The 16,532-nt window shown below is 68.6% G+C and carries 16 protein-coding genes and 1 pseudogene; 7 read left to right on the top strand and 10 right to left on the bottom strand.

Annotated elements, in window-relative coordinates; all coding sequences use genetic code 11:
• Positions 1-97 precede the first annotated feature (97 nt).
• Entirely contained in the window at positions 98-1,399 is a 1,302-nt protein-coding gene (locus GD429_RS12965) for a UDP-N-acetylglucosamine 1-carboxyvinyltransferase (protein WP_152857285.1), read from the top strand.
• A gap of 128 nt (positions 1,400-1,527) precedes the next feature.
• Here the strand turns inward: GD429_RS12965 and GD429_RS12960 are convergent, their stop codons facing one another.
• Complete coding sequence (locus GD429_RS12960) at positions 1,528-2,139, bottom strand: hypothetical protein (RefSeq protein WP_152857284.1); 612 nt, start codon at positions 2,137-2,139, stop codon at positions 1,528-1,530.
• Positions 2,140-2,316: 177 nt separating this feature from the next.
• Between GD429_RS12960 and GD429_RS12955 the strand changes: the two genes are divergently transcribed.
• A complete protein-coding gene (locus GD429_RS12955) occupies positions 2,317-2,712 on the top strand; it encodes a DUF4440 domain-containing protein (RefSeq protein ID WP_152857283.1) in 396 nt (131 codons plus the stop codon).
• Between the two features lie 53 nt (positions 2,713-2,765).
• Here the strand turns inward: GD429_RS12955 and GD429_RS12950 are convergent, their stop codons facing one another.
• Both GD429_RS12950 and GD429_RS12945 read right to left on the bottom strand, forming a co-directional pair.
• Positions 2,766-3,179, bottom strand: coding sequence for a PIN domain-containing protein (locus tag GD429_RS12950; RefSeq protein ID WP_152857282.1), 414 nt, complete (start codon positions 3,177-3,179; stop codon positions 2,766-2,768).
• The gene (locus GD429_RS12945) at positions 3,166-3,399 is read right to left on the bottom strand and encodes an AbrB/MazE/SpoVT family DNA-binding domain-containing protein (RefSeq protein WP_152857320.1); all 234 of its coding nucleotides are present in this window, start codon (positions 3,397-3,399) and stop codon (positions 3,166-3,168) included. The genes GD429_RS12950 and GD429_RS12945 overlap by 14 nt, the downstream gene beginning before the upstream one ends.
• A gap of 161 nt (positions 3,400-3,560) precedes the next feature.
• Between GD429_RS12945 and GD429_RS12940 the strand changes: the two are divergent.
• Positions 3,561-4,332, top strand: a pseudogene (locus tag GD429_RS12940) (IclR family transcriptional regulator C-terminal domain-containing protein).
• A 96-nt stretch (positions 4,333-4,428) separates the two neighbouring features.
• Here the strand turns inward: GD429_RS12940 and GD429_RS12935 are convergent.
• From GD429_RS12935 to GD429_RS12915, 5 genes are all read right to left on the bottom strand, one after another.
• Positions 4,429-6,729 carry an ATP-dependent DNA helicase gene (locus tag GD429_RS12935; RefSeq protein WP_321574578.1) on the bottom strand — a complete coding sequence of 767 codons (2,301 nt, stop codon included), beginning with the start codon at positions 6,727-6,729 and terminating at the stop codon, positions 4,429-4,431.
• A complete protein-coding gene (locus GD429_RS12930; RefSeq protein WP_321574577.1) occupies positions 6,726-8,420 on the bottom strand; it encodes a VRR-NUC domain-containing protein in 1,695 nt (564 codons plus the stop codon). Before GD429_RS12930 ends, GD429_RS12935 begins: the two co-directional genes overlap by 4 nt.
• Positions 8,421-8,511: 91 nt before the next feature.
• A complete protein-coding gene (locus GD429_RS12925) occupies positions 8,512-9,390 on the bottom strand; it encodes a MipA/OmpV family protein (RefSeq protein WP_152857281.1) in 879 nt (292 codons plus the stop codon).
• Between the two features lie 207 nt (positions 9,391-9,597).
• A complete protein-coding gene (locus tag GD429_RS12920) occupies positions 9,598-9,909 on the bottom strand; it encodes a hypothetical protein (RefSeq protein ID WP_152857280.1) in 312 nt (103 codons plus the stop codon).
• Positions 9,910-10,228: 319 nt separating this feature from the next.
• Positions 10,229-10,528, bottom strand: coding sequence for a hypothetical protein (locus GD429_RS12915; RefSeq protein WP_152857279.1), 300 nt, complete (start codon positions 10,526-10,528; stop codon positions 10,229-10,231).
• Between the two features lie 142 nt (positions 10,529-10,670).
• Here GD429_RS12915 and GD429_RS12910 point away from each other — a divergent pair, with 142 nt between their 5' ends.
• The 3 genes from GD429_RS12910 (at position 10,671) to GD429_RS12900 (ending at position 12,309) form a co-directional block, all read left to right on the top strand.
• On the top strand, positions 10,671-10,922 hold the full coding sequence (locus GD429_RS12910; protein WP_152857278.1) for a hypothetical protein: 252 nt from the start codon (positions 10,671-10,673) through the stop codon (positions 10,920-10,922).
• Positions 10,923-11,260: 338 nt separating this feature from the next.
• Positions 11,261-11,692: a CBS domain-containing protein gene (locus tag GD429_RS12905; RefSeq protein WP_152857277.1), complete on the top strand. Its 432-nt coding sequence runs from the start codon at positions 11,261-11,263 to the stop codon at positions 11,690-11,692.
• A gap of 104 nt (positions 11,693-11,796) precedes the next feature.
• Complete coding sequence (locus GD429_RS12900; protein WP_152857276.1) at positions 11,797-12,309, top strand: PRC-barrel domain-containing protein; 513 nt, start codon at positions 11,797-11,799, stop codon at positions 12,307-12,309.
• 22 nt (positions 12,310-12,331) lie between these two features.
• Here GD429_RS12900 and GD429_RS12895 read toward each other — a convergent pair whose 3' ends face one another.
• Together GD429_RS12895 and GD429_RS12890 are read right to left on the bottom strand one after the other, a co-directional pair.
• A complete protein-coding gene (locus GD429_RS12895; protein ID WP_152857275.1) occupies positions 12,332-12,955 on the bottom strand; it encodes a DUF4142 domain-containing protein in 624 nt (207 codons plus the stop codon).
• A gap of 125 nt (positions 12,956-13,080) precedes the next feature.
• A complete protein-coding gene (locus tag GD429_RS12890; RefSeq protein ID WP_152857274.1) occupies positions 13,081-15,084 on the bottom strand; it encodes an ATP-binding protein in 2,004 nt (667 codons plus the stop codon).
• 402 nt (positions 15,085-15,486) lie between these two features.
• On the opposite strand from GD429_RS12890, the gene GD429_RS12885 reads away from it, so the two are divergent.
• Positions 15,487-16,524, top strand: coding sequence for a sigma-54 interaction domain-containing protein (locus tag GD429_RS12885; RefSeq protein ID WP_152857273.1), 1,038 nt, complete (start codon positions 15,487-15,489; stop codon positions 16,522-16,524).
• Positions 16,525-16,532: the final 8 nt, after the last annotated feature.

Genomic DNA, 16,532 nt, shown 5'->3' with positions numbered 1-16,532 from the left:
CGCGCCGATCCCCCTTTTCCCCTCCGAACATTCCACACCCTCCGCCGACCAATGGCATCATATGGGCCTACGTCAGTTACCGATACGCCCCCATATCATGTCGAATCTCATCGTCCACGGCGGCACTCCGCTGCGCGGGGACATCAAGCCGTCCGCGAACAAGAACGCCGTCCTGCCGATCCTGTGCGCCACCCTGTTGACCGATCAGCCGCTGCGCCTTGTCGGCGTGCCGGACATCACCGACGTGCGCAAGATCCTCGACATCTTCCGCACGCTCGGCAGCGACGTGTCGGTCGACTTCACGACGGGCCTGCTCGAACTCCACCATCGCAACACGAAGTTCGATCCGGCCGTCCATCGGCTGCCCGAGGCGATGCGCTCGTCGATCATGCTGATTCCGCCGCTGCTCGCGCGCTTCGGCGTCGCGCGCCTCGAGAACGACGTGAAAGGCTGCACGCTCGGCGTGCGCGAGATCGATCCGCACGTCGAGGTGTTCGAACGCTTCGGCGCGCACATCGAACGCACGCCCGATTCGCTGATCGTCCGCACCGACGGCCCGCTGACGGCCAACGATCACTGGCTCGACTACGCGTCGGTGACGACCACCGAGAACTTCGCGCTGTGCGCGACGACCGCGAACGGCACGTCGACGCTGATGAACGCGGCGTCCGAGCCGCACGTGCAGGAGTTCTGCCAGTTCCTCGCGATGATCGGCGTCGCGATCGAAGGCATCGGCACGTCGCGGCTCTGCGTGACGGGCGGCCGCAAGCTCGGCGGCGGCGAATTCCGCTTCGCCGAGGATTTCCACGAGATCGCGACGTTCCTCGCGCTCGGCGCGATCACGGGCGGCGACATCACGGTGCGCAACTCGTCGCCCGAGCATTTCCCGCTGATCGACCGCACGTTCGCGAAGTTCGGCGTCAACGTCACGCACCGCGATGGCTGGTCGCGCGCGGAACGCGACGGCCCGCTGCGTGTGCGCCGGCCGTTCACGCAGAACATCCTGACCAAGGTCGAAGCCGCGCCATGGCCGTACCTGCCGGTCGACCTGCTGCCGATCTTCATCGCGCTCGGCGTGCGCGCGGAAGGCAGCGCGATGTTCTGGAACAAGGTGTATGACGGTGCGCTCGGCTGGTCCGGCGAACTGTCGAAGTTCGGCGCGCACGTGCTGCTGTCGGATCCGCACCGGCTGATCACGTTCGGCGGTCTGCAACTGACGCCGGCGCGCGTCGAGAGCCCGTACATCATCCGCGTCGCGATCGCGCTGCTGATGGTGGCCGCGAGCATCGAAGGCCGCTCGGAAATCATGAACGCGCTGCCGATCCGCCGCGCGCATCCGCATTTCGTCGAGAACCTGCGCTCGGTCGGCGCGAACGTCGAGTGGACGAGCAGCGAATAATGCCGCTCCGGCGGGTGCGGCTCGCGTGAAGTCGGCGCCTCATCCGTCTTCCCTCCTTCTCTGGCCGGCGTCAGCAGACTGCCCGGCAACCGGCGCGCCGTGAAGGATCGCCGCTTCGCCTGCCGGCGTTACTTTCCCTCCCCGCACTCGACGTCGCCTGCACCCATGTGGTCGAAGCCGTAAAGCATTACGGCGGTCGTCCCGTGGGCGGGATCGCTCGGCCGCCTGCCGATGCTGTCGTCGGTCGGGCTCGACGGATACTGGATGCTCGTGCCCATCAGGTTGTCCGGCTGCTTGCGCAACTCCGCTTCGGTCAGCTTGCGCCCCTCCGCGCGCGGCAACCCGAACGCCTTGCGCACGTCCGCTTCGTTCCACGTTCCCTTCAGCGTGACGGTGACCATCTGCAGGTCGCCATGCTCCCAGTCGAGCTCGACTTTCGTCGCGAGCGGATGCACGCGGGCCGCGAGCCGGTCGGGGAATGCGGGGCCTTCGTAGTACGCAGTCGTGTTCTTGCATGCGTCGCCGGTGTTCCGGTACTTCTTCAGCGCGCAGTTGAAGCGCTTGTCGCGGTAGTCGAAAGTCGTTTCGACGTAGCAGCCGAATTTCGGCGACGTCATGCGCGGCCATGCACGCACGTCGACGGTTGGACGAGTCAGCCCGGTGTCGCTTGCAGGACTGGAGCCGGCGAGCGCCGGCACAGCCGCAGCGAGCAAGGCCACCGCGAGTTCACGAAATTTCATGTTGGGTTCCAAAAACGATGACCGTGTCATGCGCACGATCCGATGGCTCACGGAAAGACCAGATTCAGACTTGTCCAATTGCTCCCGTACCTGCCTCGGCTATAGGCTGCTTCCCTTCCCGAGCGATGGCCGACGAAAGCCACTCGACCAGCGATCCGACAGGAAATGACGCCGCACATGAAACCCCGATTCACGCTGACGCAGATGCGGGACGCCTGGCTCGATGCATATCGTCACGCCGACGTCGAGCAGCTCGATTTCGTGGCGAGCCCGCACTTTTTCATCCAGCACGAGAATCGCATTCGAACGAAGACGCAATATGTCGCACGGATGCGCTCCGTTGCGGCCGACCGCGCGTCGGATACACCGCGTGTCGCGTATCGGGACGAAGCCATGCAGATCGTCGCGCACGGACAATGGGCGACGATATCGGGTGTCGGATCCGTCTGGATAGACCGGGCGATCGACTCCCGCTTCGATTTTCTGGAGCTGTGGTGCATCGACGACGCACGATGGCGGATTGCGGCACTGTGCTACGAGCACAAGCAAATCGACGCGCATCGCCCGGCCTGATCGCAGCGCTCCATCAATGGGCATGTCGGCAGCGCGCCCGAAATTCCCGACGTTCAGGCGAACGGATTTCGCAGCACCGGTCCGCCGTCCACACGCAGGCCATCGCGCATGTCCTCGGTGTACAGGTACTCGCAGCCCTCGAGCGACGCGGCGGCGACGATGCACGCGTCATAGAAGGACAGGCCATGTCGCTCCGCCAGCCTTCGCGCCAGGTCATGCGTATCGATCGTGACCGGTACGACATGGCACAAGCTCCTGATCGGTTCCAGAAACTGCGCCACGTCGCTCCACGGCGTCCGCAATTTTCGGCTGCAAACGCTGGCGACTTCGTTCAGTACCTGGACACTGACGGTCGGCCGCCGAAGGAACAGCGCCTCCGCCCGATTCGCCTTGGTTTCGTCACCGGACAGCAGATAAAGCACGACATTGCTGTCGACGAACGATTTCGCCGACTCAATCCCGCTCATTCGCATCGTCCCGGCTGAACTTGAAATCGGCGGGCAGCTTGCCCCTGAAACGCCGCAACCGTTGCAGAAGTTCATCGGGCCTCGGCTTGCGGCTGACGGCAAAAACGCGCGGGCTATCGACGACGATTTCGATATCGTCCCCTTCGCGGAGCTCCAGGGCTTCGACCACGCTGGCGGGAAGGCGGACGGCCAGGCTATTGCCCCACTTTGCGACCTGCATACGTACCTCCTTGGATATACATTGACGATTGTATATCTTCCGTATCTTGCCTGCAAAGACGACGCATAACGCATGCATATCGGAAGCTGCCGCCAGTCGAATCGCGCGATAATCGCCCACTCCCGCGCGATCATCGCGCATGACGGCACCGCTCCCCGACGATGAAAAAGCCCGATCTCGACCGACGCGACTGGATTGCCGGCCTCGAAAAAGGCCTGATGCCTCCTGGAGGCATTCGACAGCCAGCATGCGCGCATGACGCCCACGCAGGCCGCCGCGCGCACCGGCCTCACGCGCACGGCCGCGCGACGCTACCTGCTGACGCTCGAATCGCTCGGCTACGTGTACACCGACGGCAAGCTGTACGGTCTGACGCCGCGCGTGCTGCGGGTCGGCTGGTCGTACTTCGATTCGGCGCGGCTGCCGCGCACGGTCCAGCCTTATCTGCAGCAACTGAGCGCGTCGCTGAACGAATCGGCTTACGTGAGCGTGCTCGACGGCTGGGAACTGGTGTTCATCGCGCGCAACGGCGTGTCGCGCGTGATGACGACCGGCTTCGTACTCGGCGCGCGCGTGCCGGCGCCGCTGACGTCGCCGGGCGTCGTGCTGCTCGCCCATCATCCGGATCGCGAGGCCGTGCGCGCGTGGCTCGACGACACCGAACTGCCGCCGTTCACGCCGCACACGATCACCAACAAGGCGCGCCTGCTCGAACAGGTCGACCACGCGCGCGACGCCGGTTTCGCGGCGATCGAGCAGCAATTGCAGGTCGGCGTGCGCGGGATCGCGGTGCCGCTGAAGAATCGTCACGGCGAAGTCGTCGCCGCGCTGAGCACGAACATGCCGATCGGCACGGAGACGACCGACGCTGCCGTGCGGCGCGTGCTACCGCACCTGCAGGAAGCCGCGCTCGCGATGCTGAACGTGCTGTAGAGCCCCCGGGCCCAGGGCGACGCCTGCTGCACCGCTACGCGACGGATAACACCGCTGCGCCGCAACCGGCGGTCCGCCGGCCGGGCCGGTTACCCTTCACCCGATCCGCCACCACCGAGGCAGCAGATCGCGCACTTCCCGCCGCCGATAACGATCGTCGATCAAATGCACGACGCCTTCGTCGTGCTCGGTGCGGATCACGCGCCCGGCCGCCTGCACGACCTTCTGCAGGCCCGGATACAGGTACATGTAGTCGTAGCCGTTGCCGAAGCGCGCGTCCATCGCGCGCCGCATCTGCTCGTTGACATCGTTGACCTGCGGCAACCCGAGCGTCGCGATGAATGCGCCGATCAGCCGTTCGCCGACCAGGTCCACGCCTTCCGAGAACGCGCCGCCCAGCACCGCGAAGCCGACACTGCGCCCGCCCGCGGCGAAGCGCGCGAGAAACGCATCGCGCTCGCTTTCCGCCATGCCGGGCGCCTGCGCCCACACCGGCACGTCCGGGTGGCGCGCTTGCATCAGCGCGACCACGCGCCCGAGGTAATCGAAGCTGCTCAGGAAACCGAGGTAGTTGCCGGGCCGAGCCGCAAATTGCGCGGCGATCAGGTCGGCGATCGGTTCGAGCGAACGGTCGCGGTCGCGCCAGCGCGTCGATACATGGCTCGCGACGCGCACCGTCAGTTGCTCGGCGCGGAACGGCCCGTCGACGTCGAGCCATCCGGTATCGCCGGGCAGCCCGAGCGTGTCTCGGTAGAAATGGAACGGGCTCAGCGTGCCCGAGAACAGCACGGTTGCACGCGCGGCTTCGTAGCGCGGCGCGAGAAAACCGGCCGGGATCACGTTGCGCACGCACAGCGTCGACTGGACGCGGCGCCGGCGGCCGGCCGACGCGACGCCGTCGAGCGCCGGCTGGCGCGGCATCGGTTCGCCCTGCAGCGTCGCGTCGAAGATCGATGCGCTGTCGAAGGCTTCGGCGAGCACGCCGAACTGGATCGCCTCGAAATGAAAACGCAGCAGCGCGTCGCCGTTCGCGCGCGGCGCGTCGGTCAGGTGTTCGCCGATCGCCGCGACGAGGTTCTGCACGGCCGATACGATCGGGCCCGGAATGTCCGGATACGCCGCATAGCGTTCGGCCTGCGCGCGATTGACCGCGCCCCATGCGCGGGCGAGCCGGTCGAACGCCTTGCGCAGTGCCGCGGGCGCGGCTTCGCGCGCGGCCGCGAACGCGAACGGGTCGAGCGACGCGCTGTACATCTTGCGCGCACGGTCGAGCAGGTTGTGCGCTTCGTCGACGAGCACGCCGACGCGCCACTGGTTCTGCTGCGCGAGCGTGTGCAGCATCGCGCTGCCGTCGTAGTAGTAGTTGTAGTCGCCGATCATCATGTCCGACCAGCGCGCGAGCTCCTGCGCGAGGTAGTACGGGCAGACGTCGTGCGCGAGCGCGGCCGCGCGCACGGTATCGCGATCGAGCAGCCCGGCGCCGATCGCGGCGTCGCGCGCGGCCGGCAGCCGGTCGTAGAAACCTTGCGCGAGCGGGCACGATTCGCCGTGGCACGCCTTGTCCGGATGCTCGCACGCCTTGTCGCGGGCAACCAGCTCCAGCACGCGCAGCGGCAGCGCGGGCGTGCCGGCGCCGAGCGTCGTCGCCGCTTCGAGCGCGAGCGCGCGTCCGGGCGTTTTCGCGGTGAGGAAGAACACATGGTCGAGTTCGCCCTCGCCGCACGCCTTCAGCAGCGGGAACACGGTGCCGAGCGTCTTGCCGATGCCGGTCGGCGCCTGCGCCATCAGGCAGCGCTCGTCGCGCGCAGCGCGATAGACGGCGACCGCCAGCTCGCGCTGGCCGCTGCGGAACTGCCCGTGCGGAAACGCGAGCGCGCGCAGCGCCGCATCGCGCGCCGCGCGATGGGCCGTCTCGCGCTCGGCCCAGCCGACGAAACATGCGCACTGCTCGGCAAAGAACGCTGCAAGCGTGCCGGCGTCCAGCGTTTCCGTCAGCACGGTCTCGCGCTCGGACACGATGTCGAAATACACGAGCGCGACGTCGATTTCCGCGAGGCCGCGCGCGTCGCACATCAGGTGCGCATAGACCTTCGCCTGCGCCCAGTGCAGCGCACGGTGGTTCGCCGGCATCGCGTCGAGGCTGCCGCGATAGGTCTTGATTTCCTCTAGGCGGTTCGCCACGGGGTCGTAGCCGTCCGCGCGACCGCGCACGGTGAGCGTGCCCCACGTGCCCGTCAGCGCGATCTCGGTTTCGTAGCGCGCGCCGCGGTTCGACGTGACCGCGCCGTGGCCGGCGATCCCTTCTAGCGCGGTCGGCGCGGGCGTGAAGCGCAGGTCGAGATCGCCGCGCCGCGCGGTGAACTCGCACATTGCCCGCACCGCGACGACGTAGCTCACGCGGACAGCCTCGCGGCTTCGGCGTGGGCAACATTGGCGCCGGCCCACTCGACATCGACGACGCGCACCGGAATGCCGTGCGCGACGCAATACGCGAGCCAGCGCGTCTGGTTGTCCTGCAGCCGGTCTCCGGGGCCCTTCACCTCGATCAGCTCGTAGCTGCGCTCGCCGGGCCAGAAGCGCACGAGATCGGGCAGCCCCGAGCGGTTGCTGCGGATATCCGCGAGCAGGCGCGCGAACCACAGCCGCAGGTGCTCGGGCGGCAGGCACGCGAGCGCCTCGTCGAGCAGTTCGTCAGTCAGCACGCCCCAGAACACGAACGGCGACTGCAGCCCTGCCTTCATTGCGTAATGCCGGCGGATCGTGTCGCGATACGCGCCCGAATCGAGCTGCGCGAAACAGGCGGCGAACGCGTCCGCGCGGCGCGCGGCGAAATCGGGTGCGTGCAGGTCGGCCGGGCCGCGCTGGAACGGGTGGAAGAATGCGCCGGGCACCGCCGCGAACACGGGCTCCCAGCACAGCAGCCCGAACAGCGAATTGATCAGCGTGTTTTCGACGTAATGAACCGGCGACGCCGGCTGCGCGAGATGGTCGCGCACCGCGAATTCGACGCTGACGAACGCATCGGGACGCGCCAGCACGAGCGTCTCGCGCGGCACGTCCGGCGCGGCGGCCGCGCGTTCGACGCGCTGGCCGACGCGGCGCTGCAGGCGCGGCAGCATGCGCTCGACGCGCTGGCGCTCCTCGTCGCTCTCGAAACCGCCGCGCGCATCGAGCGCCAGCGCGAGCGCGTCGTCGTCCCGCCCGCAGCGTTCGAGCACGCGGATGCGCCGATGGCGGCTGCCGGGCCATGCGCTGCGCGTGTAAGCATCGAGCGCGGCGGCCCAGTCGGCGCGGCGCTCGCAGGTTTGCCCGAGCGCGAACAGCAGCTTCGCGCGACGCGTCGCGAGCCACGGCTGCGCACAGCCCACCGCGTCGATCGCGCGCAGCAGGTCGTCGAACGGCAGATCGTCGGGCCACGCGTCGAGCGCGTCGCGGCACATCTGCAGCGCGAGATACGCGTCGACGTCGCCGCGCTGCTGGAACGCGCGCGACGACGGCGCGATCGGCACGCTTTCGTACTGGAACACGCCGAGATCGGCGAGCACGAATTCGCTCCAGTCCTGATGGAGATTGCCGAAGAACATCAGGCGCAGCCGGTCGCACAGCGCGCCGACCGTCACGCGCAGCACGCGGTCGCCGGCCTGCGTGCACCACGCGTCGAGCGGCTGCGCGGCGTCGTGCGCGGGCCGCAGCCGTTCGAGCCATTCGGGCTTGCGCTCGCCCGCATGCGCGGCGAGCGACGGGAAGATGCGCAGCAACTCGGCCTTGGTCGACAGCGCGAACAGCTCGTCGAGCGTCAGCGCGGGCGCCGGATCGACCCAGCCGAGCTCGGCGAGCGGCGCGGCCGCGTCGAGCGTGCAGCCGATTTCGTCGTACGCGAGCTTGCTTGCGCGAAAGTCGGACCCGTTGCGCATCAGCATGCGCACGAGCAGCGCGCGCGACGCCTGCGGCAGCGACGCGAAATCGCGAACGAACGCCCGCTCCTGATGGTCGAGCAGGTCGTCGTAACGCTCGCCGAGCCAGGCCAGCGCGCGTTCGAAATTGGTCAGGTAGTAAAACGCCGGGGGCGTCGGCGAAGCGGGCGTCACGGGAATCGATCACTGTACGTTTGTACAGGTCGGAATCATATCAAATGTGACGGGAATTGCCGCGTGCCGCTGCCCGGTCAAGACGCCGGGATCAAAACTGGTAATTCACCGACATGTCGAACACGCCGTTGGTCGACTGTTGCGTGATCGGGCTGCGCGCCGCACGGCCGACGAGCTGCTCGATGGCGCCGTCCATCGTCACGAACCAGTGCTTGTTCACGAACCAGACCATCGTCACGCCCACGCCGGCCGACTTGATCCCCGCGCCCGACGAATAGGCCGGCAGCCCCGAGCGCGCGGCGGCGCCCTGGCTCACGCCGAACCAGCTGTTCATGTAGCGCGAGTCGGCGAACGATACGGTCGGCCCCGCGAACCAGAAGAAGTTTTCGTTGCTGCCCGGCATCGGCATGTACGCGGAGAAATCGCCGGTCCAGCCGTTCGAGCCGCCAATGCTGCGCCGGACATCCGCGCGCAGCACGAGCGGGAATTCCTTCGAGATCACGTAATCGGCCGACAGCTTCATCACCGGCGCCGCGTTGATGTTGTCGAGGCCGTTCAGGTGGCCGAGATCGTCGGCCGAGCGGCGCCCGAGGTCATAACCGACCGACAGGCTCACGCGCCAGTTCGGCCCGCGCAGCACGTTCGCGCCCAGGCCCTCGCCGGTCGACAGGAAGAACAGGTCGCGATAGCGGATGTCGAGATTCGGGCCGCCCATCACGCGATAGCGGTCGGAGCCCGCATAGCGCGGCTGCAGCGTCATCGCGGCGCCGACGCTGACCTGCCAGGTCGAGATGGTCGGATCGAACAGTTTCTCGAGCGGCACGCCCGCCGAGTATTGCCACTCGCCGAGCGGCGAAGGTGTCTGGGCCGACGCTTCGCGGGCGCCGGCCGCGGCGAGCGCCGCGCATGCCGACAGGCCGGATACGAACCGGCGTGCGCCGGGTGACAGCAACGAGCGAGCGACAGTCATCAAGGTGGTCTCCGTCGGTTGCGCGAAACGAACCTGAGGGAAAGCGCATCGCAGCCTCTTCGGCTGCAGCGGCGGGCAGCCTGCGGCGCGAACGTAGCGTGCGCTGAATTAACGGACATCCTACGCGACGCGCGCGCAGACGCAAAGCGCCCGCTGCGCGCGGGCACTTTGCCTCGTTCCGGAGTGGATGGGCGAAGCGTTGCGTGATCAGAAACGCTCGACGTGATAGTCGCCGGCCAGCGCGGCCGGGCTGCGCGTCGACATCATCCGCGAGAAGCCGTCCGCGAGCCGCCCGAGCGCGAGCTGCTTCTGGCTGGCGTCCCAGTGCGTGTAGGTGTCGTACGCGGCATCGTCGAACGATACGGTGACGGCGACCGGGTGGCCGCTGGCGCGAAAGCCGATATGCAGCACGCCGCCCGGCAACTCCTCGATGTGATAACGCAACGAGCGCGATTCGAAATAGCGGCCCAGCACCTGAGCGATCGCGCGCTTGTCTGGCGATAGCACGTGAATGTCCATGAGGGTCCTCCTTTCAGTGGTCGTGCGGCCGGTTGCGGCACACCGCGCCCGCCCGGCATCCGTATCGGCGGCGGGTGCGACGGCGGATCGCCGTGCGGCAGCCCGTCGGGCACGGGCGGATCGACGGGATCGTCGTGCCCGGGCGGCGTCGGATCGGGGCCGACGTCGGGTGTCGGTTCGGGGCGGTGCAGCGTGAATGGCGTCTTCATATCACTCGGGCGCGACGGCGCGCATCTCGATGGCGCTGCGGCGGCGCGCAAGCGGCGTGCCCGCTCCCGCGCCGTGCACGTTGCACGATCCGTCGCAGGCTGCCGTGCGGTCAGTCGTCGTAGGCCGCCATCACCAGCCACATCGTGCGCCCTTCCGCGACCAGCCGTACCGCGAGCGCGAACGGATCGGACGGCGCGCATTGCGCGACGAGCGCCCGCTGCGCGCGTTCGGGACCGTCGTAGACGATGGCGTTCAGTTCGCGCACCTCGTCCTTGCCGGCGAACACGCGCCGTTCGGGCCGATAGAACAGCGACTCGCGCTTCCACGCGTCGAACCGCTCGCGCACGTGGCCGAAATCGCCGCCGCATACGTTCGCGTCGTAACGTATCCTTTTCTTGGATGCATTCATCACGATGTCCTCTCGTCCACGCCGACGGCGCGCGGGTCATGCCCGATGCACCGGCCGGCTTCCCCGGCGTGCAAGCACCGTGCCGCCGATGCCGCGCAGGCACGGCGCTTGCGCCTGCATCGATGACCAAGGAGGTTCGACCATGAACGTTCACGCCCCCGGCCGCCGCGACGCCGTGTCACCGGCTGCCGGCCTGCTCCGGCTCGCCACGTCCCGCCCGCCGTCCGAAGACAAGAAGACGGAGGAGCGCATCGACGAAGGGCTCGAGGAGACGTTCCCGGCCAGCGACCCGCCCGCCGTCGGCGGTGCGACGCGTATCGACCCCGTCAAGCCGTCCGGCGAGCACAAACGTCGCGCGCCGCACGTCCCTTCCCCGCCCCGCGATCACGGCTGACGGCGGCACCCGGCTCGCGATGCGCTGCGGCACATCGGCGGGCCGGCGAAATCCGGAGTGATCTGATGAAAATCCTTGAACGCCGATGGCGTGAAATCCGCGGTGCCGCCGGCGTCGCGACGCTGGCGGCGATCGAAAGCGCCGTGGTGCTCGCGATCGTCGCGATGACCGGCATCGGCCACTGACCTCTCTTGCCGCCCGCTCGCTATTGCCTGCGTGGAAGATGTACAAGCGGGCTGGCAAATTTCTCCGTCGCCCGGCCGACGAGGGCCGGCGTGCGCGACGCGCGCGCGGCACGGCATCTGCTCAGGAATCGACTCGCTCACGAAGGAGGCTTCATGTATCGCGTCAACGAGATCATGTCGCGCGACGTGGTGTGCGTCGCGCCGACCGACACGATTCGCCATGCGGCCGAATTGATGCGGCGCTTCGATATCGGCGTGCTGCCGGTTTGCGACGGCACCGAACTCGTCGCGATCGTGACCGACCGCGACCTCGCGGTGCGGGCGCTGTCACATGGCCATTCGTCCGATACGCCCGTGCAGGCGGTCGCATCCGCCCCCGTTCAGTGGTGCGTCGAGGACGACGGCGTCGGGGACGTCCAGCAGCGGATGGCCGACGTGCAGTTGCATCGAATGCCGGTGCTCGACAGCAGCCTGCGGCTCGTCGGCATCGTGTCGCTCGGCGACATCGCGACGCGCGCGGGTGGCCCGGAGCGCGACGAGCTCGCCAATACGCTCGAGGACGTATCGCTGCCGCGTCGGCGCTGACACACGCGCCCCCGCGTTCCGCGCGGCCCGCTGCGGGGGTGCGATGCGCACACGCACGCGATTCGCGCGTGCGCCGGGTTGCCGTTTCGACCAGGAGGTTTTCGATGACAACGGACAAACCGTCGCGCGACGCCGCGCGCATTGTCGGCGCCGGCCGCCGCCCGCACGCAGGCGGCCCGGGGCCCGACGTGATGGCCGCCCGCACGCTAGAAGGCGATCGCGTGCTGACGATGGACGGCGACGACATCGGCAAGATCACCGACATCATGCTCGACGTGCGGTCCGGTCGGATCGCGTATGCGGTCGTCGCGTCGCGCGGCGTACGCGGGAGCGGGAACGGCGACAAGCTGCTCGCGGTGCCGTGGAACGCGCTGATACTCGACGTCGAGTGCAAATGCTTCGTGCTGCCCGTTGCCGCCGAACGGGTGCGCGAAGCACCCGGCTTCGACCACGACCGCTGGCCGGCAATGGCCGACCCGAACTGGGCCGAGGCACTGCATGCGTACTACGACAGTGCGCCGTACTGGCTGATCGAGGAAGGCGAAACGGCGCTCGACTCGCCGCCGTACGAGGCGTCGCCGGGCGGCCCCGAAGACGACGGCCGGCGCAAGCGTTGAAATCGGCCGGCTGCAACGCGATTCAGTGCGCGGCCGCCACCGTCTGCGCGAGTTGCCGCGCGGCGGCCAGATGCGCTCTCAGCGCCGGCAGCGCGCGGGCCGCGAATGCGCGAAGTTGCGGGTCGCGGCCGTTGCGCGCCTCGGCTTCGTAGAGCCGGATCGCCGCCTCGTGCGCGCGCGGGCCCGCCAGCGCGACATAGGCCGTATCGAACGCGTGGCCATCCTTCGCTCGCAATGCCGTCACCGCGGGATCGACAAGCATCCGCGTCTGGACCGGTACGCCCTTTTGCGCGCCAAGCTGCCGCAACTCGCCGGCGATGCGCGCGTGATCGTCGACGATCCGTCGCGCGAATGCCTTCACGTCCGGGTTCGACGAGCGGTCGAGCGCGAGCTGGCTGGCCTGTCGTTCGACCTTGCCGAGCATCGCGGCCTTGTCGACGAACTCGGCATCGATGCCGGTCGGCCGCTGCGTCATGGCGGCCTCGTCGGCGGTCGGGCCGGGGTTGACGACGCCCGGCGCGACCTGCACCGACGAAGCAGGCGGCGCCTGCGCATGCGAGAGCGCGAACGCCAGTGCGCCGGTGGCAGCGGCCAGCGCGCATGCCGCCGGCCGGCGTTCGTCCCGGTTCATCCGATTCGTGTTCATCCGGGGACCTCCGTATGCGAGACGGAGCGGGCCGGCCCGCGCGGTTTTCCGTCACTCGGGACGTTCGACCGATGTAAAGGAATCGGTCCATGCGCCTTTGCTCCACGTACCCGCTGTGTCCGCTGCTACCGATCGCGCGCTTTCCCGTTGCGTGAATCGTCCGGCGCGACGTCGACGATCACGCTCGCCAGCGTCGGCATGTCGACCGGCTTGCACAGATACGCATCGAAGCCGGCGGCCAGCACGCGGCGGCGGTCGGCGTTGCCGGCGTGCGCGGTGACCGCGACGACCGGCAAGTGTCCGCCGCCGCCCGGCAAATGCCGAATGTGATCGAGCAGCCAGAAGCCGTCGCCGTCGGGCATCGCGAGATCCGACAGCACGACGCTCGGCGGATGCCGTTCCACTGCGTCGAGTGCATCGTGCCCCGACTGTGCGGTCGATACCTGCGCGCCCAGCGTTTCGAGTGCCGCGGCGAGGCTGGCGCGCGACGTCGCGTCGTCGTCGACGACGAGCACGCGCCGGCCGTCGAGCACGACCGCAGCCGGCCCGCCCGTCGCGCGCGCCGGTTGTCCGGCCGGATCGTCGTCGTCCCAGCCGGCCGGCAACGTGACCGTCACGGTCGTCCCGCGTCCGGCGCCCGCACTCGTTGCGACGACGTCGCCGCCGTGCAGTTGCGCGATGTCGCGCACGATCGACAGGCCGAGCCCGAGGCCGCGTTTCGGTGTCGCGAACGCGCCTTCGGGCCGGTTGAACGTCTCGAACAGGTGCGGCAGGTATTCCGCCGCAATGCCTTGCCCCGTATCGGCGACCGACAGCCGCACGCGCTCGCCCGCGCGCGTCAGCGACACGGTGATGCGCCCGCCCGGCGGCGTGAACTTGATCGCGTTGGACAGCAGGTTCGACAGGATCTGGCGCACGCGCTCGCCGTCCGCCGGAATCACGCAGGTCGGCATCGAATACTCGGTCGACAGCGCGAGCCCGCTCGCCTGTGCCGTCGCGTCGAGTTCGCGCACGGCGTCGCGCACGATCCGCACGAGATCGACCGGCACGTGTTCGAGGCGCAGCCGGCCTGTCGCGAGCGACGATGCGTCGATCAGGTCGCCGACCATGTGCGACAGCGATCGCGCGCTGCGATCGATCGCGTCGATCGCCTGTTGCGCGAAGCCCGGCCCGTCGACGTTGCGCAGCACCTCGACCCAGCCGTAGATCACGTTCACCGGCGTGCGCAGTTCGTGCGACACCGTAGCCAGCAACTCGTCCTTCAGCCGGTTCGACGAGTCGGCCTGCGCCCGCGCGTCGCGCGCGCCGCGCAGCGAACGCAGGTCGCGCTGCTCGCCGCGGCGGCGTTCGCGCGCTTCGCGCAGCGTCATCGACAGGCCCGTGCAGTTGCCCTGCGCGTCGACGATCGGCGACGCGGCGAACGTCGCACGAAAGCGGCCGCCGTCGCGACGCACGCACAGCACGTCGAGCGGCCCGACCGGCGCATGCAGGTTCGCGAACGATGCGGGCACCGGATGCAGCCGCAACCAGCGCGGCGCGATCATCGAAACGACGTCGCGCCCGGTTGCCTGTGCCGCGTCGATCCCGAAGATCCGCCACGCGGCCGGATTCCAGCTCGTGATCCGCCGCGCGGCGTCGACCCCGACGATCGCATCGGGCGACGCGTCGACCACACGGCGCAGCTGGCCGTCGTCAGGCGCGCGCGCGGCGGGTGCGGGCTCGCGGTGCGGCGAACGCGCGTCGCCGTTGCCGTCGTCATCGATTTCGCGCAGACGATCGATTTCGCGCAGACGATCGTTCGCGAGCAATGGCTTCACGGCCATCACGAGCACGCACTCGACGAAACCGATCGCGACAAACATGCCGGCCTGCGTGAGCAACGTGGCCAGCGGCGCATCGCGCCACCACAGCGTGCCCATTGCAGCCACGCTCGCGGCGATCGCCGCCAGGCCGCCGCCGAACGACGTCAGCCACGCGGCAGCCGCAACGGCCGCATAGAAAGGCAGCGGCGCAAATGGCGCGTGCTCGCCGACGACGCGAATCGCCCACGCCTGCAGCGCGGACGCCAGCCCGACGGCCAGCACGACCCATGCACCCTGCCGTAGCACCTCACGGATCAGGGTCCTCATTGCATCCTTGCATCGCGCCGGCTTCCGTCGCGCGGCATCGTGCCGCTTGTCGGCCATCCGGGATGCGGTCGAGTGTGCCGGGCGAGCATGGTGATGTCAGCAAGCGACATACCCGATGCGGGCCTGGAACGGTGTTCGGACACAGGATGATGGGACGGGGCGTCGTGCCGTCTGCCTGTTCGGTCGCGGCCGGTCCGGTACCAGTCGAGGTCGCGGTGGGCCCGGGCTGAATACGATCGCGACCGGTTTTTTCATCGGGTTTCTGTAAAAAAGCAGCGGTGCGACCCTGGATGGCGCAATCGCTCCCTACTTGCGGAAAGACCGATGGACGATGCCTTCCGCCCGCGCCGCGCACATTGGAAATTCCTATTCAGCGGCACCTTCGCGGCCGTTTCGCTGTCCATGATAAATATTGCAATGAACGGAACGCGCGATGCCGATTTTCAAAACGGCCCGCCAACGCAGATGGGTGAAACCGCAAACCGGCTGAAGCAGCGCGCAGACGGTCGCCGGCTGTCCGGCCGGTCGTCCGCGATGCGCACGCTGCTCGGCCGCATCGAGAAAATCGCACCGACCCGCGCGAGCGTGATGATTGCCGGCGAAAGCGGGGTCGGCAAGGATATCGTCGCGCGCCGGCTGCACGATCTCAGTGCGCGGCGGGACGGCCCGTTCGTGCCCGTAAACTGCGGCGCGATTCCACCCGATATCGCCGAGTCGCAGCTGTTCGGGCACGAGAAAGGCAGTTTCACCGGCGCGATCGCGCAGCGGGAAGGTTTTTTCGAAGCCGCGCGCGGCGGCACGCTGCTGCTCGACGAGATCGCGGAAATGCCCGCTGCGCTGCAGGTGAAGCTGCTGCGGGCCATCGAATCGAACGCGATCGTGCGGGTGGGCGGCACCGAGCCGATTCCGCTCGACGTGCGCATCGTATCGGCCACCCGCCACAATCCGGCCGACGCCGTGCGCGACGGCCGGCTGCGCGAGGACCTGTTCTACCGCCTCGCCGCGTTCGCGCTGTACGTGCCGCCGCTGCGCCAGCGCGACGGCGACATCGAGGCGATCGCGCGGGAATTCGTCGATACGCTGAACGCGCGGCACCGCTTGCACAAGCGGCTGACCGACGCGGCGATCGCGGCGCTGCGCGCATATTCGTGGCCCGGCAACGTGCGCGAGCTGCACAACACGATCGAGCGCGCGTACATCCTGGCGGACGACGGCATCGACGTCGCGCTGCCGAAGCAGCCGATGCCGCCGGACCGCACGTCGGAGAACGCGATGGCGCTGCCGCTCGGCGCGACGCTGCACCATGCGCAGCAGCGCTTCATCGCGGCGACGCTGCGTCATTTCGACGGCAACAAGCCGCGCGCGGCGAAAGCGCTCGGGATCAGCCTGAAGACGCTCTACAACCGGCTCGCGCTGATGCGCGACCGAGGCTGCTCCTGAGCGGCGTG

The organism is Burkholderia sp. BE17 (assembly GCF_009362305.1).
GTDB lineage: Bacteria > Pseudomonadota > Gammaproteobacteria > Burkholderiales > Burkholderiaceae > Burkholderia > Burkholderia pyrrocinia_C.
The sequence above is the reverse complement of the archived record's forward strand: the minus strand, read 5'-3'. Positions and strand labels throughout refer to the sequence as shown.